11 protein-coding genes are annotated in these 13,860 nt (G+C 62.0%); 5 read left to right on the top strand and 6 right to left on the bottom strand.

What is annotated here, in order from left to right; translation table 11 throughout:
* Positions 1-75: 75 nt before the first annotated feature.
* Both M1E04_RS05865 and M1E04_RS05860 read left to right on the top strand, forming a co-directional pair.
* On the top strand, positions 76-669 hold the full coding sequence (locus M1E04_RS05865) for a PadR family transcriptional regulator (RefSeq protein WP_192135186.1): 594 nt from the start codon (positions 76-78) through the stop codon (positions 667-669).
* Positions 666-1,436: a siderophore-interacting protein gene (locus M1E04_RS05860; RefSeq protein ID WP_192135188.1), complete on the top strand. Its 771-nt coding sequence runs from the start codon at positions 666-668 to the stop codon at positions 1,434-1,436. Before M1E04_RS05865 ends, M1E04_RS05860 begins: the two co-directional genes overlap by 4 nt.
* A 75-nt stretch (positions 1,437-1,511) precedes the next feature.
* Here M1E04_RS05860 and M1E04_RS05855 read toward each other — a convergent pair whose 3' ends face one another.
* Positions 1,512-2,174 (bottom strand): Pr6Pr family membrane protein, encoded by a 663-nt coding sequence (locus tag M1E04_RS05855; protein WP_456292540.1) that lies wholly within the window; start codon positions 2,172-2,174, stop codon positions 1,512-1,514.
* A 28-nt stretch (positions 2,175-2,202) separates the two neighbouring features.
* A complete protein-coding gene (locus tag M1E04_RS05850; protein WP_192135192.1) occupies positions 2,203-2,433 on the bottom strand; it encodes a VF530 family protein in 231 nt (76 codons plus the stop codon).
* A gap of 199 nt (positions 2,434-2,632) precedes the next feature.
* Between M1E04_RS05850 and M1E04_RS05845 the strand changes: the two genes are divergently transcribed.
* From M1E04_RS05845 to M1E04_RS05835, 3 genes are all read left to right on the top strand, one after another.
* Complete coding sequence (locus M1E04_RS05845; protein ID WP_456292539.1) at positions 2,633-4,663, top strand: TonB-dependent receptor; 2,031 nt, start codon at positions 2,633-2,635, stop codon at positions 4,661-4,663.
* 594 nt (positions 4,664-5,257) lie between these two features.
* Positions 5,258-6,628, top strand: a complete 1,371-nt coding sequence (locus tag M1E04_RS05840; RefSeq protein ID WP_456292538.1) for a carbohydrate porin — start codon at positions 5,258-5,260, stop codon at positions 6,626-6,628.
* 113 nt (positions 6,629-6,741) lie between these two features.
* Positions 6,742-9,174, top strand: coding sequence for a glucose/quinate/shikimate family membrane-bound PQQ-dependent dehydrogenase (locus M1E04_RS05835; protein ID WP_456292537.1), 2,433 nt, complete (start codon positions 6,742-6,744; stop codon positions 9,172-9,174).
* A 183-nt stretch (positions 9,175-9,357) separates the two neighbouring features.
* Here M1E04_RS05835 and M1E04_RS05830 read toward each other — a convergent pair whose 3' ends face one another.
* The 4 genes from M1E04_RS05830 to M1E04_RS05815 are packed head-to-tail and all read right to left on the bottom strand — an operon-like array spanning position 9,358 to position 13,707.
* Positions 9,358-9,789: a group I truncated hemoglobin gene (locus tag M1E04_RS05830; protein WP_456292536.1), complete on the bottom strand. Its 432-nt coding sequence runs from the start codon at positions 9,787-9,789 to the stop codon at positions 9,358-9,360.
* Positions 9,789-10,679, bottom strand: a complete 891-nt coding sequence (locus M1E04_RS05825; protein ID WP_296309160.1) for a DUF3034 family protein — start codon at positions 10,677-10,679, stop codon at positions 9,789-9,791. Before M1E04_RS05825 ends, M1E04_RS05830 begins: the two co-directional genes overlap by 1 nt.
* A 14-nt stretch (positions 10,680-10,693) precedes the next feature.
* The gene (locus M1E04_RS05820; RefSeq protein ID WP_065992482.1) at positions 10,694-13,039 is read right to left on the bottom strand and encodes a bifunctional diguanylate cyclase/phosphodiesterase; all 2,346 of its coding nucleotides are present in this window, start codon (positions 13,037-13,039) and stop codon (positions 10,694-10,696) included.
* Positions 13,036-13,707 carry a methylamine utilization protein gene (locus M1E04_RS05815; RefSeq protein WP_456292535.1) on the bottom strand — a complete coding sequence of 224 codons (672 nt, stop codon included), beginning with the start codon at positions 13,705-13,707 and terminating at the stop codon, positions 13,036-13,038. The genes M1E04_RS05820 and M1E04_RS05815 overlap by 4 nt, the downstream gene beginning before the upstream one ends.
* Positions 13,708-13,860 lie beyond the last annotated feature (153 nt).

The raw sequence follows: 13,860 nt of genomic DNA, 5'->3' as shown, positions 1-13,860 counted from the left end.
TCGTCTTAACCCATCTTGTGGAAACAATAAGATATATCTTAAGGTATATCTAACTTGTACCAAGAGATGAAAAAAATGAAAGACCACTCACACGATCACCCCCACCACCACCGCCCACACTTCGGCGAACACGGCGACGGCCGCGATGGTTTCGAGAAACGTCCCGGCCGTGAACGCGGCGGCCGTGGGCCTCGGGTATTTGCCCCAGGCGACCTGAAATTGATGCTGCTGGCGCTGATCGCCGATCAGCCGTGCCATGGCTATGACTTGATTCGTCAGATCGAAGCGCTGTTCGACGGCGCCTACAGCCCGAGCCCCGGCGTGATTTATCCGACGCTGACCTTTCTGGAAGAAAGCGAGTTGATCCAGGGCGATGCCGACGGCGGCAAAAAACGCTATTGCATCACCGAGGCCGGTCAGCAGTTCCTGACCGAACAGGCCGTCGCGCTGGATGGCGTGAAAATGCGCATCGAAGTCAGCAAGCGCTCGTTGCGTGGGCATGATCGTCCGCCGGAAATCCACGAGGCCGTGCATAACCTGCGTCATGCGTTGCAGATGCACCACGGCCGCTGGAACCCTGAGGAGATCCTGCGGGTTCGCGACCTGCTGAACGACACCGCGAAAGCCATCGTCGACGGCCAACAACCCGCTGCGGAGAAATCTGAATGAATGCACCCCAGGGAATTCACCGCGTCAGCCACGAGATCAAACGTCGTACGCTGCAGGTGCTGAGGGTGACCGACATCACCCCGCGCATGCGCCGCATCACCTTGCACGGGCCGGAGCTTGAAGGGTTCATCAGTCTGGGCACGGATGACCACGTCAAACTGTTGTTCGCCACCACGCCCGAAGAGCAGGCGGCGCTGGACAGTGACGCACCGCTGCAAAACGCTGAAGGCCCGCGCCCGGCGATGCGCGATTACACCCCGCGTCGCTACGACCCGCAGTCCGGCGAGCTGGACATTGATTTCGTGCTGCATGGGGACGGTCCGGCAGCGACTTGGGCGGCCCAGGCCGAAGCCGGGCAAACGCTGAATATCGCCGGGCCTCGGGGTTCGATGATCGTGCCGGACATGTTCGACAGCTATCTGTTGATCGGTGACGAGACCGCCCTCCCCGCCATCGGTCGTCGGCTGGAAGCGTTGCCGGCGGGTCGGCGTGCGCTGGTGGTGGTTGAAATCGATAACCTGGCGGAGCGACAGGCGCTGACCAGCGATGCACAGACCGAGGTGATCTGGGTGGTGCGTGGCGAGCAGGATCTGCTTGAAGTCACGCGCCAACTGACCCTGCCGAATGGCGATTTATACGTTTGGGTGGCGACCGAATCGTCCTTGTCGCGCAAAGTGCGGCGCGTGCTGCTGGATGAGTTCAAGCTGGACGAGGCGTCGGTCAAAGCCGCGGGCTACTGGCGCGCGGACGGTTCGGACGAGGAGTGAGGCGTACGAGGTCGTCGGAGATGATTGAATATTGCCCGCGCTCGAGATTCAGGGCGCGTCAGCATTGTTGAATGCTTACAACTGCCCTCTGCCGCCCAACACCCGATCAATCAGGAAAACAAATGACCCGATTCCCACGAAACCCGCCAGCACGCCCAGCGCATTGGTCAGCGCCTTGGCCACCCCAAGGGTGCCGATGTCCAGGAATGGATAGAGGTAGTCGCCGAAGGCATTCCCACGCAGCAGCAAATAGCCGAAATACATGACGGGATACAGCATCCACATCAGCACATGCCTGGGTTTCAGCAGGCCTTTGGGCACGAAGAACAACCAGTAGCCAAGGAACAGCAGCGGCATGACGTCGTGCAGTAATTCATCGGCGATCCACTGCCAGCCCTGGGGCGTCCACAGATGGCGCAGCAGCAGGTTGTAAGCGAGGCTCACCAGAATAATGCTAGTGGTGATGCCGGCGCAGACAGCGGGAGAACGGAAGAATCGGTACCCCGCCGAATGCCGGTCGATGACCGCACAACTGAGCGCCACCGCCACCAGCGTGTTGGTCACCACGGTGAAGAAACTGCAGAAGCGCACCAGCCCGCCGAGGAGGCTGGCGTGGTCGATCCATCGCCCCCATAGAATCAGGTACAGCTGCACCGCGAGCCCAAACCAGCCGAGCATGGCCGCCGTGACGACGAAGCGGCGCCGGCCTGGGGACAGGTGCAGCAGGGGGTTTTGCATTGCGTTCACATCCTTGGCAGTCAGCGAATCAGCTCGGGCGCTTGGTGCGCGCCAGCTTGATGTACAACCCTTCGACCTTCTCCCGCGCCCAGGGCGTCTTGCGCAAAAACGTCAGGCTGGACTTGATACTCGGGTCGCTCTTGAAGCAGCGAATGTCGATGCGCTCGGCCAGGCCCGACCACTCGTAATGCTCGACCAGCGCGATGAGGATCTGCTCCAGCGTCACGCCGTGCAGCGGGTTGTTGTTGGGTGTGGTCATGACGGGCCTATGGACGCTGATGGGACGGGGCTGATTGGCAAGAGGTTTCGCGAGCTGCGCACCTTAGCGGACGCAGTGATCAGTGTGAAGGCTGCAAGCACCCGAAGCAGCAACCGATATCAAAATGATTGCTTTTTTAGTGTTATGTTATAACACTTACAAATCGTACATTTTGAATCGTTCTGCAAGGAAACGCTGCATGTCCCGTCCCTCAAAACTCCGCCCGTGGCGCCTGACGCCACTCGCTGCCGCTTTGCTGATTGCCTCACCTGCGTACGCCATCGAAGTAGAGCCGCAAATCATCACCGCCAACCCGCTCGGCAGCGATCAACTCGCCTCGCCCAGCACGGTACTGACCGGCGATGAGCTGACCCTGCAACAGAAAGGCAGCCTCGGTGAGACGCTGAATAAACAGCCCGGCGTGTCCTCTTCTTATTTCGGACCGGGCGCGAGCCGGCCGATCATTCGGGGGCTGGACGGCGACCGCATCCGGATCCTGCGCAACGGGGTCGGTGCGCTCGACGCCTCGTCGTTATCCTACGATCACGCGGTGCCGCTGGACCCGGTCAACGTCGACCGCATTGAAATCGTGCGCGGCCCTGCGGCACTGCTTTACGGTGGCAGCGCCATCGGTGGCGTGGTCAACACGTTCGACAACCGCATCCCCACCGAATCCATCGAGGGCATTCAGGGCGCGGGCGAACTGCGTTACGGCGGTGCCGACACGACCCGCAGCAGCGCCGGGAAACTGGAAGCAGGCAATGGCACCTTTGCGTTGCACCTGGACGCCAATGCTCGTGAGTTCAACGACCTGAAAATCCCGGGCTATGCCCGCACCGCCGATCAACGCGCGCGGGATCCGCAAGACAGCGACAAGAAACATCGCCTGGGCAACAGCGATGGTCGGCAGGACGGAGGCGCCATAGGAGGCTCCTACACTTGGGACGACGGTTACGCCGGGGTTTCCTACAGCAACTACGATTCCAATTACGGTTCGCCTGCCGAGCAGGGCGTGCGCATCCGCATGAAGCAGGACCATTACGCGTTTGCCTCCGAGATCCGCAATCTCTCCGGCCCGTTCAGCTCGGTAAAACTCGACGCCGGTTACACCGATTACAAGCACATGGAGATCGAAGACGGCGAAGTCGGCACCACCTTCAAGAACAAGGGTTATGAAGCCCGCGTCGAGGCCCGGCACCAGCCCATCGGCCCGGTCGAGGGCGTCGTCGGCGCGCAAGTGACGCGCAGTGAGTTTTCAGCCCTGGGCGAAGAGGCCTTCGTGCCGCAGACCGATACGGACGCCGGTGCCTTGTTCATTCTGGAAGAACTGCAGGCCACCGACCGCCTCAAGCTCAGCCTGGGCGGGCGCATTGAACACACGACTGTGGACCCGGACAGCGGAGGCAACGCGCGATTCGCAAACGCCAGCCGCTCAAGCAGCTTTACCGCAGGGAGCGTTTCATCCGGGGCCGTTTACACCCTGACGCCGATCTGGTCGCTGGCGGCGACCCTTGGCAACACCGAGCGGGCGCCGACGTTCTATGAGCTCTACGCCGATGGTGCTCACGTCGCCACCGGCACGTACGAGCTCGGTGATGCGGACCTGTCGAAGGAGAAAGCCGTTTCCAGCGATCTGGCGCTGCGCTTCGACAACGGTACCCACAAAGGAAGTGTCGGCGTGTTCTATAGCCACTTCTCCAACTACATCGGACTGCTGGGCAGCGGCCGCACATTGAACGATGAAGGCGCTGACGACCCCGACGGCATTCCCGAATACACCTATTCAGGCGTGCGCGCACGGTTTGCCGGGTTCGAGGCCAAGGATCACTGGAAGCTCGGCGAAACCCGCTATGGCAATTTCGCCTTGGAGCTGTCCGGCGATTACACCCGCGCCAAGAATCTTGATACGGGAGAAGCCCTGCCGCGGATCGCGCCTTTGCGGCTCCAAAGCGGGTTGTTGTGGGAACTGGACAAGTGGCAAGCGAGGATCGACCTCGAACACGCCGCTTCCCAACGGCGCGTACCGGACAACGAAACCGGCACCGACGGCTACACGACGTTGGGGGCGAGCGCCGGCTACACGTTCAAGGTGGGCGGCAGTCAGTGGCTGGCGTTCGTCAGCGGCGAGAACCTGACCAATCAAACCGTGCGTTACGCCAGCTCCATTCTGCGCGACATCGCACCGGCAGAAGGGCGCAGCGTGGAGGTCGGGCTACGGACGACGTTTTAACGCCGTCACCTGAACGGTCACGCCGCAAACCTGAGGGTGACCCCAGGGCCTCTTCCCGGCTAAAGCCGGTCCCACAATTTGAATCGCGTGCATTCAGCGCATTCCTGCTGGCACGACGCAGGATCTTAGTGGGACCGGCTTCAGCCGGGAAGGCGTCAGTCGTCATGCCGCAACGTTCAGGGTGCACACACTGGCCTCTTCCCGGCTAAAGCCGGTCCTACAATTTGAGCGCATCCATTCAGCCGGGAGCGTCAGCCATCACACCGCAGAATCCTACAACCTGAACTCCCCTCTAAACGCACATCCATGCGCCCTCTGTAAGGGTTGGCGGGGCTTCACCCTGCTCTCTTACAAAGCAGACACCCGGGCCAGACCATGGACAGCGCTACCCTGGCCACACGCCACTGTTACGCCAACCGCAACGATCCATGTCGCAATTTCGACTTTTTTAAAAACCGTTAGCGTCCTATCATCGCCGCCCTAAACGCTGAAACGGCTAACTCGTCATTGATTAAGACCTTGCAATGCGCCTCCCAAGCATTGCGAGCGGCGTCGCCCTTTGCTCTCGAATAACTCAAAAAGACCTCACGCCCTATGCCCCGTCATCTGAAACGCCCGACCTGCAAATCGTCCCGAGCCCTTCGTCATGCCAGCGCCCTGAGCCTTGCCGCGCTGGGCTTTGCAAGCTGCGCCCATGCTGCGCCGGCGTTCGACAGCGCGTCGCCGTGGATGCTGGGTGACTGGGGCGGCAAGCGCAGTGAGCTTTCCGAACAGGGCTACGACTTCAAGCTCGACTCAGTCATCGAAGTGGGCTCCAACCTGCACGGCGGTTACAACCATGACAAGGCGACCCGTTACAGCGACCAGTTCGCCCTCGGTGCGCACATGGATTTGCAGAAGATCCTCGGCTGGCACGACGCTGAATTTCAACTGACCCTCACCAACCGTAACGGCGACAACATCAGCAACGACCGCGTGGGCGATCCGCGCACCGGCACCATTTCGTCGTCCCAGGAAGTCTGGGGCCGCGGCAACGTCACACGCCTGACCGACCTCTGGTACCAGCAGAAATTTCTCGACCAGACGCTCAGCGTCAAGGTCGGCCGGTTCAACGAAGGCGAAGATTTCAACACCTTCCCGTGCGACTTCCAGAACCTGGCACTGTGCGGCTCCCAGGTCGGCAACTGGGACGGCGGGATCTGGTACAACTGGCCGGTCAGCCAGTGGGCAATGCGCGTCAAATATCAGCTGAGCCCTGAACTGTTCGTGCAGGTTGGTGCGTTCGAGCAGAACCCCTCCAACCTGGAAAACGATAACGCCTTCAAACTCAGCGGCAGCGGTACCCAGGGCGCCGTGTTGCCGGTCGAGGTGGTCTGGTCGCCGAAGGTCAACGGCCTGCCGGGCGAATACCGCGCCGGTTACTACTACAGCACCGCCGAAAGCAGCGACGTTTCCAAGGACAGCAACGGTCGATACGCCGCCCGGAGCGGCGATGACTACGCCTCGTCGTCCAGCAAACACGGCATGTGGCTGACCCTGCGCCAGCAAGTCACCAGCGAGTCCAGCGACAACGACCGCGGCTTGAGCCTGTTCGCCAACGGCACGCTGCACGACAAGAAAACCAACATGATCGACAACTTCGTTGCCCTCGGTGCGACGTACAAAGGCCCGTTCGATGCGCGCCCCGAGGATGACATCGGCGTCGGCATCAGCCGCATCCACGTCAACCCGGCGTACCGGAAGAACAGCAACCTGCGCAATCAGGCCGAAGGCGTTGCGGACTACAACGACCCGGCGTTCATGCCCGTGCAGGACACCGAATACAACGCCGAAATCTACTACGGCGTGCACGTCGCCAACTGGCTGACCGTGCGCCCGAACCTGCAATTCATCCGCCATCCGGGCGGTGTGAATCAGGTTGATGACGCGCTGGTCGCGGGGTTGAAAATCCAGTCCTCGTTCTGATCAGCCCAGCTCGCCCGTCTGCACCCAGGCATCGGCATTGAAGGCATGGCTTATCCGCCGCGCCTTCACGCCAACACGCGTTAACCACCACATCGTTACGGAGTACAACACTTATGAGCACTGAGGGTGCTTTCGGTAAGGGTCGCCTGCTTCCGAGCTTGCTCGGGCTGGTCATTCTGATAATGGGCCTGGCCTTGCTGGTCGGCGGCATCAAACTGCTGACGCTGGGCGGGTCGCTTTACTACCTGCTGGCCGGCATCGGCTTCGCCATCACCGGCGTCCTGCTGATGATGGGTCGCGGCGCGGCATTCAGCCTGTACGCACTGGTGCTGTTCGCCAGTACCGTGTGGGCGCTATGGGAAGTGGGTCTGGATTGGTGGCAGCTGGTGCCGCGTCTGGCACTCTGGTTTGCCCTGGGCATCGTGATGCTGCTGCCATGGTTCCGTCGTCCAGTCCTGCGTGGCCAGGTCGGCGATACGGGTACCCGCGCATTGGGCGCCGCTGTGATCGTGGCGGGCATCGCCGCGCTGGCCAGCCAATTTACTAACCCCGGTGAAATCAAAGGCCAACTGGACCGCGAAACCGCCGGCACCACCAGCGCCGCGCCGGCCATGCCTGACGGCGACTGGCAGTCCTACGGCCGCACGGCCTTCGGCGATCGCTACTCGCCGCTGTCGCAGATCACCCCGGACAACGTCAGCAAGCTGGTCCCGGCGTGGACCTATCGCACGGGCGACATTCCGGGTCCGAACGACCCGGGTGAGACCACGGCCGAAAACACTCCGCTGAAAGTCAACGGCATGCTCTACGTCTGCACGCCGCACAGCCAGGTCATCGCACTGGACCCGGACACCGGCAAGGAAATCTGGCGCTTCGATCCGAAGATCAGCAGCGGCAAGGCGGCCAACTTCAAGGGTTGGGCGCACATGACCTGCCGTGGCGTGTCGTATCACGATGACGCCGCCTACGCTGCCACCGCGCCGGCCGACGCTGCCGCACCTGCGCAAAGCCCGGCCGCTCCGGCGGTTGCCGGCGCAGCCAATGCCTGCCCGCGTCGCATCTTCCTGCCGACCGCCGACACCCGTCTGATCGCCCTGAACGCCGACACCGGCAAGATGTGTGAAGACTTCGGCACCAACGGTTCGATCGACCTGAGCGCCAACATCGGCACTTACGCACCGGGCGGTTACTATTCGACGTCGCCACCGGCAGTGACCAAAGACCTCGTGGTCATTGGCGGTCACGTCACCGATAACGTTTCCACCGACGAGCCGTCGGGCGTGATCCGTGCGTTCGACGTGCACACCGGCCGGCTGGTCTGGAACTGGGACAGCGGCAATCCGGACGACACCACGCCGCTTGCCGAGGGCAAGACCTACACCCGCAACTCGCCCAACATGTGGTCGATGTTCAGCGTCGACGAAAAGCTGGGCATGCTCTACCTGCCGATGGGCAACCAGATGCCTGATCAGTGGGGCGGCGACCGCACCGAGGCCTCGGAGAAATTCAGCGCCGGTCTGGTCGCGCTGGACATCGCCACCGGTCACGTGAAATGGAGCTTCCAATTCACTCACCACGACCTGTGGGACATGGACGTCGGCGGTCAGCCAACGCTCATGGACATGAAAACCGCTGACGGCGTGAAGCCTGCTGTTCTGGCCTCGACCAAGCAAGGCAGCATCTATGTGCTGGACCGCAGCAACGGTCAGCCCATCGTACCGATCAACGAGATCCCTGTACCCCAGGGCGCTGTTGCCGGCGATCACACGTCGCCTACCCAGCCGAAGTCCGACCTGAACTTCATGCCGCCGCCGCTGAAAGAGCGCGACATGTGGGGCGTGACGCCGTTTGATCAGATGCTGTGCCGCATCGACTTCAAATCCCTGCGTTATGAAGGTCCGTTCACTCCGCCGTCGCTGCAAGGCACATTGGTGTACCCGGGTAACTTCGGTGTGTTCGACTGGGGCGGCATTTCGGTCGATCCGGTGCGTCAGATTGCTTTCGTGAACCCGAGCTACATGGCGTTCCGTTCCAAACTGGTGCCGGCGGCTGAAGTCGCAGGCGGCCCGGGTCGCAAGAGCGAAACCGAAGGCGTGCAGCCGAACAAGGGCGCGCCTTACGGTGTGATCCTCGAAGCAATGCTGTCGCCAATGGGCCTGCCGTGCCAGGCGCCAGCGTGGGGTTATGTGGCGGCGGTCGATCTGACCAACCACCAGACCATCTGGAAGCACAAGAACGGCACCGTGCGTGACAGCGCGCCGGTTCCGATCCCGCTGACCATGGGCGTTCCAAGCCTGGGCGGCACGTTCATCACTGCCAGTGGTGTGTCGTTCCTCAGTGCCACGCTGGACCAGTACCTGCGCGCCTACGACGTTCGTAACGGCAAGCAGTTGTGGGAAGGCCGTCTGCCAGCAGGCGCCCAGACCACGCCGATGACTTACACCGGCAAGGACGGCAAGCAATACGTGCTGGTCGTTGCAGGCGGTCACGGTTCGCTGGGCACCAAACAGGGCGATTACGTCATCGCCTACAAACTGCCGGATTGATCCGCTTCACTGATTAGCGTCGTGCAGTAACAGAAAAGGCGGTCCCGTGAGGTGACCGCCTTTTTTATGCGCGCCGAAACGCGCAAAAGGGGACAGATTTATTTACAACGCTTCACCGTAAATAAATCTGTCCCCTTTTGCGCTGTTTGCGGTCGTCCCCTTTTGCGGTCCCCTTTAGCGCCCCTACTTCTCGATCACCTCACCACGCTGGGGCGCCAGCCTGGCAATAAAACGGTTCTGCGTGGTCACCGGAATGTGCTGCTCGTTCATCGCATCGATAAGGTTCTCGACCAACGCATTGAAATCGCTGCGGCTGAGTTTCATGCCCTTGTGCACTTCTTCCAGGGAGTCTCCGGTGTACGTGCACGGCCCGCCGGCTTCGACGCAAAACCTTTCCACCAGCTTGTCGCGTACCCGAACGATATCGACCTTGGCGAAGTATTTATAAATGCGGTCATCCTGAGCGATGTGCAGCAGCATGCCTTCGACGATTTTCTGGATGCCGGCGCGCTGGCCCAAGTCCTGATAGAGGCTGTCGTCCTTGGGCGGCTGTTGGGCGCACCCCGCCAGCAACGACAGACTGAGCCCGAGAATCAGCCACAGAGACCGCCCCATCAGAAACTCCCCTGCACGGAAAGGTAGGTCCCGTTCTGGTTGTCCAGCGTGGCGATTTCACCGAGCCGGGCATAGGCCAGCACCACGGAGACATGCTTGTTGGGAAACCAGCCGACAAAGAAGTCCGCCCAGTCGCTTTCGCCGGCGAACGACAGATTGTCGGGCTTCTCGCGGTAGTCCATGCCCACTGCCCAATGCGGGTTGAACAGGATGGCTGCGCCGCCCTCTTTCAGTACGCTGCGGGTATCGCGCCGGTCGCCGCCAAAGCCCATCAACCCGGTTTCGTTGGCACGGCTGTAACGCAGGCCGGCGTTGACCACCAGGTTGTAGCCAAAGGCCGCGCCCATGAACAGACGGCTCGCGGTGACATAACCCTCGACGTCCGAATCGCGCTTGGCGCCCACCAGGCTGGGGATGAGGAAATCATTCTGGTGTTTGTATTCCAGCCCCGCCGACACCTGCGGCAACTGATCGTAGATCAGGTCGCCAAACAGGCGAACCTTCACGCCGAAGATGTCCTGGGTGAGGTTGTCATCCGGGAGGTTGAGCTTGCTGACAAGTGAGCCCAGGTCGAAGCGTTGATGGGCGTAGGAAACCTCAACTCGATTGCCGTAGGACGCTGCAGCGCCGACCACATCGAGGGTGTAGTCCGGCAAGTCGACGTGGGTGGCGAACGCGTTGCCGCCCCACTCGCCCTGCTCGTCATACCCGGCCAGCATGGCCCAGGGGATGATCCCGCCGCCTGCGCCGCCTTCAATGCTGCTGGCGCCGCCGGTGGCGATCAGGCGCCCCTGCTCGGCTCCGACTGCCGGCGCGAACCATGTCGCACAGCCTCCGACCACGCTGGCAAGCAGCACGGGATTCAAGTACGTCGAAAGGCGTCGTGCCATAAGTCCGTGTTCCATCAATACACCGTCATGCGGGGTGGGAGCTGGGAGCGGGCAATCCAGGCTTCGAAAGCGATCGCATCGAGCGGACGGCTGATCAGGTAGCCTTGCGCGGTATCGCAATGCCACCGCTCCAGCAGACGGAGGCTGTGTTCGTACTCGACGCCCTCGGCGACCACCTTCAGGCCCAGGTTGTGGCTCATCTCGATGGTCGACCGCACGATGACGGCGTCTTCGCTGGTTTCATCCAGATCGCGCACGAAGGACTGATCGATCTTCAATTCCTGCACCGGCAGCCGCTTGAGGTGCGCCAGCGAGGAGTAACCGGTGCCGAAATCATCCACCGACAGGCTGATGCCGAATTCGCGCAGGCGATTGAGCACCTTCAGCGACTGCTCGGGCTCGCGCATGATGGCGCTTTCGGTGATCTCGAAAATCAACTGTTCGGCCGGCACGCGGTACAGCTTGAGCAGCGCAGCAACGCGGTCAGCCAGATTGCCGTCCAACAGGTCGTCCGCCGAGATGTTCACCGACACTTGCAGAACCAGACCGCGATACGCCCATTCGGCCAACTGGCGCAGGGCTTCTTCGATCACCCAGTTGGTGAGGATCTGAATACTGCCGGTGCGCTCTGCCAGCACGATGAACTCGGCCGGGGACACCGAGCCGAATTGCGGGTGCTGCCAGCGCAGCAAGGCTTCGGCCTGAGTCACGCGGCCGTTGCGGATGTCCAGTTTGGGCTGGTAATGCAGGGACAGTTCGCCATTGCGCGCGGCCTGACGCAGGTCGCGGATCAGGCTGATCTGGCGCAAGTGGGCGACATCGCGACCGTCCACATAGACCTGCAGACGCCCCGGCAGCTGCGCCGCGTCTTGCCGCGCAATGGAGGCACGTCTGAGCAACTCGGACGCCGAATCGCCATTGGCCGGATAGGCCGCGATGCCGATGCAGGCATCCATCGCGATGTCCTGCTCGCCAATGCGCTGAGGCTTGACCAATAGACGCTGCAGCCGGTCGGCCACCGCGACGGCACTGTCGGTTTCAGCGTTGTGCACCAGCAGCAGAAATTCGTTGTCGGAGAGCCGCGCCACCGTATCACCGGGACGCAGCGGCTCCTGCAGTTGCTCGCTGATGATGCGCAGCAGTTGCTCGACTCCCTCGAGACCGACGTTGGTACTGATCGCGCGGAAGTTATCGATGCCCAGATAAAGCAGGGCCACTGGCCGTTGAGCAATGACTGCGCTGCCGAGGCGTTCCATGACCAGCGCGCGATTGGGCAGCCCGGTGAGTGGATCATGCAGGGCGTTGTGGGCCAGTTGCAGCTCACGCTCGGCGATCCCGCTCTGCATCGAATTGATAGCGCTGGCGAGCAGCCCCAGTTCATCCCGGCGATCCAGCACCACGGGGGTGGCGTAATCACCTTCGCCAATGCGCCGGGCCGCTTGGGCCAGGGCACTCACCGGCCGCGACAGGTTGCGCGCCAGTAACAACGCGCCGACCAGCGAGCACGCCAGCGCCACGACAGTGATCCAGAACAGCGTCTTGTCCAGCGGCGCGAATGCCTGCATGGCCTGATCCAGCGGGCTCTGCAGCAGGGCCACGACCTCGCTGTCGCTGTTGCTCCCCAGGCGCAGGGTTTTGCTCAGAAAACTCTGGTTCTGATGCTCGGTCATCTGCATCTCGTCGCTGGGCGGGTTCATCATCACCCCGCGCAGGCTGTCGAACAGCGGCGCCGGCTGGGTGCTGATCATCTGACCCGGCTGCTTTTGCACGATCGACAGAAACGACACCTGCAAACCGCTCAACGAGCGCAGTTCCTGCGCCAGATCACCGTCCATGCTGAAGCCCATCACCACGCGCGCAATCGGCAGCGGTGCGAGGACCGTGCTCTCCACCAGCAAGTGCGGCTGGCCCTGCAACGGCACGATGAGCATCGACTGATTCTTGCCCTTGAGCTCACGCAACGCCTGGGTATAGGGGAACGGCGAGCCTTCGGGGATCTGCGCGACGGTGCTGGCCATGACCGTGCCGTCCATGCCCAGCAGGAACATGTCATTGGCGTTGATTCTGGCGCCGTGATTGAGCAGCACCGAGCGGATGGTCGCCGAGTCCGCCGATGCCACGGCGTCACGGAAGCCGAAATCGGTGGACAGCAATTGCACGGCGTCGCGCAGCCGCTTGCCGCGCATTTCAAGCAAACCTTCGAACACCCGGGTGCCGACTTCGAGCTGTGCCTGGGCCTGCTTGCGAACCGCGTCCTGGGTCGCCGCTCTCACCGCAATAAACACGGCGAAGACCACGATCAGCAGCAGCATGATCAACACGCCGGCAATCCGCGCCTGAAAGCTGATGCGCACCTTCATTCGTGGGCTGCTTTATGAAAGGCATCGCCGAACGCGCTGGGCGTCGGCGCGGCCGGGGTGTTATCGGCGTTGGGCTGTACAGCGATGGTAAACCGTTGCTTGAGGCCGCCGGCCGGGATGTCGATGTCGACACCGGACACGGGCAGCATGTCGGCCCCCTGGGGGTGCCAGAGAGTGACGGCGTAGTGACCGGCGGGCACTTGATCCAGGGTCAGCGCGCCCTTGTCGTTGCTGACGCCGAACCAGCCATCGTCGGTGACGTACACATACCCGATCATGTTGTCGTGGACGTTGCAGCCGAGCACGACCACGCCCGGCTTGTCGAACAGCACGGGGGCCGACGGGGTACCGCCATACAACCGCAATTCAAAACGCTTGGGCGTCGAGAACGAATACACCTGATGGCGGATTTGATCGCTGTTGGGGAAACTGATTTCCGTCCCACTGCGGACGGCCAGCACGTGGGGGGCAAATTGCACATCGCGCTGGTCCATGTCGGCTTTCATCGGCCCGGCAGGCGGCGCCGTTGCGCCGCGCAGGGTAACCACCGCGTCGGGAAGCGGCTTGCCCTGGGCATCAACGAATTCGGCGGTCAGGCTGGCCGCACTGGCAAGGGTGCCCTGCAGCGCGGTTACAACCAGCAACAATGAAATAAAAACGTGGCGCATGACAGATGTTCCAGACAGCGAGGCCGGCAGAGCCTCCGTGGCGATGATTTCCAGCGTAGCCCACATCGGCGGTCAGCGATATCAGACGGACTTCCAGCAAAGCACATGGCCTTCATTAGTGGAATGCCACGGCCTGGCGCAACGCCTTACAGG

Source organism: Pseudomonas sp. AK106 (assembly GCF_053903055.1).
This window is presented reverse-complemented; position numbering and strand designations above follow the sequence as displayed.

Excerpts from the sequence above, each read along its gene's own strand:
- M1E04_RS05865 (WP_192135186.1), top strand. The coding sequence starts at position 76 with ATGAAAGACCACTCACACGATCACCCCCACCACCACCGCCCACACTTC.
- M1E04_RS05860 (WP_192135188.1), top strand. The coding sequence starts at position 666 with ATGAATGCACCCCAGGGAATTCACCGCGTCAGCCACGAGATCAAACGT.
- M1E04_RS05855 (WP_456292540.1), bottom strand. The coding sequence starts at position 2,174 with ATGCAAAACCCCCTGCTGCACCTGTCCCCAGGCCGGCGCCGCTTCGTC.
- M1E04_RS05850 (WP_192135192.1), bottom strand. The coding sequence starts at position 2,433 with ATGACCACACCCAACAACAACCCGCTGCACGGCGTGACGCTGGAGCAG.
- M1E04_RS05845 (WP_456292539.1), top strand. The coding sequence starts at position 2,633 with ATGTCCCGTCCCTCAAAACTCCGCCCGTGGCGCCTGACGCCACTCGCT.
- M1E04_RS05840 (WP_456292538.1), top strand. The coding sequence starts at position 5,258 with ATGCCCCGTCATCTGAAACGCCCGACCTGCAAATCGTCCCGAGCCCTT.
- M1E04_RS05835 (WP_456292537.1), top strand. The coding sequence starts at position 6,742 with ATGAGCACTGAGGGTGCTTTCGGTAAGGGTCGCCTGCTTCCGAGCTTG.
- M1E04_RS05830 (WP_456292536.1), bottom strand. The coding sequence starts at position 9,789 with ATGGGGCGGTCTCTGTGGCTGATTCTCGGGCTCAGTCTGTCGTTGCTG.
- M1E04_RS05825 (WP_296309160.1), bottom strand. The coding sequence starts at position 10,679 with ATGGCACGACGCCTTTCGACGTACTTGAATCCCGTGCTGCTTGCCAGC.
- M1E04_RS05820 (WP_065992482.1), bottom strand. The coding sequence starts at position 13,039 with ATGAAGGTGCGCATCAGCTTTCAGGCGCGGATTGCCGGCGTGTTGATC.
- M1E04_RS05815 (WP_456292535.1), bottom strand. The coding sequence starts at position 13,707 with ATGCGCCACGTTTTTATTTCATTGTTGCTGGTTGTAACCGCGCTGCAG.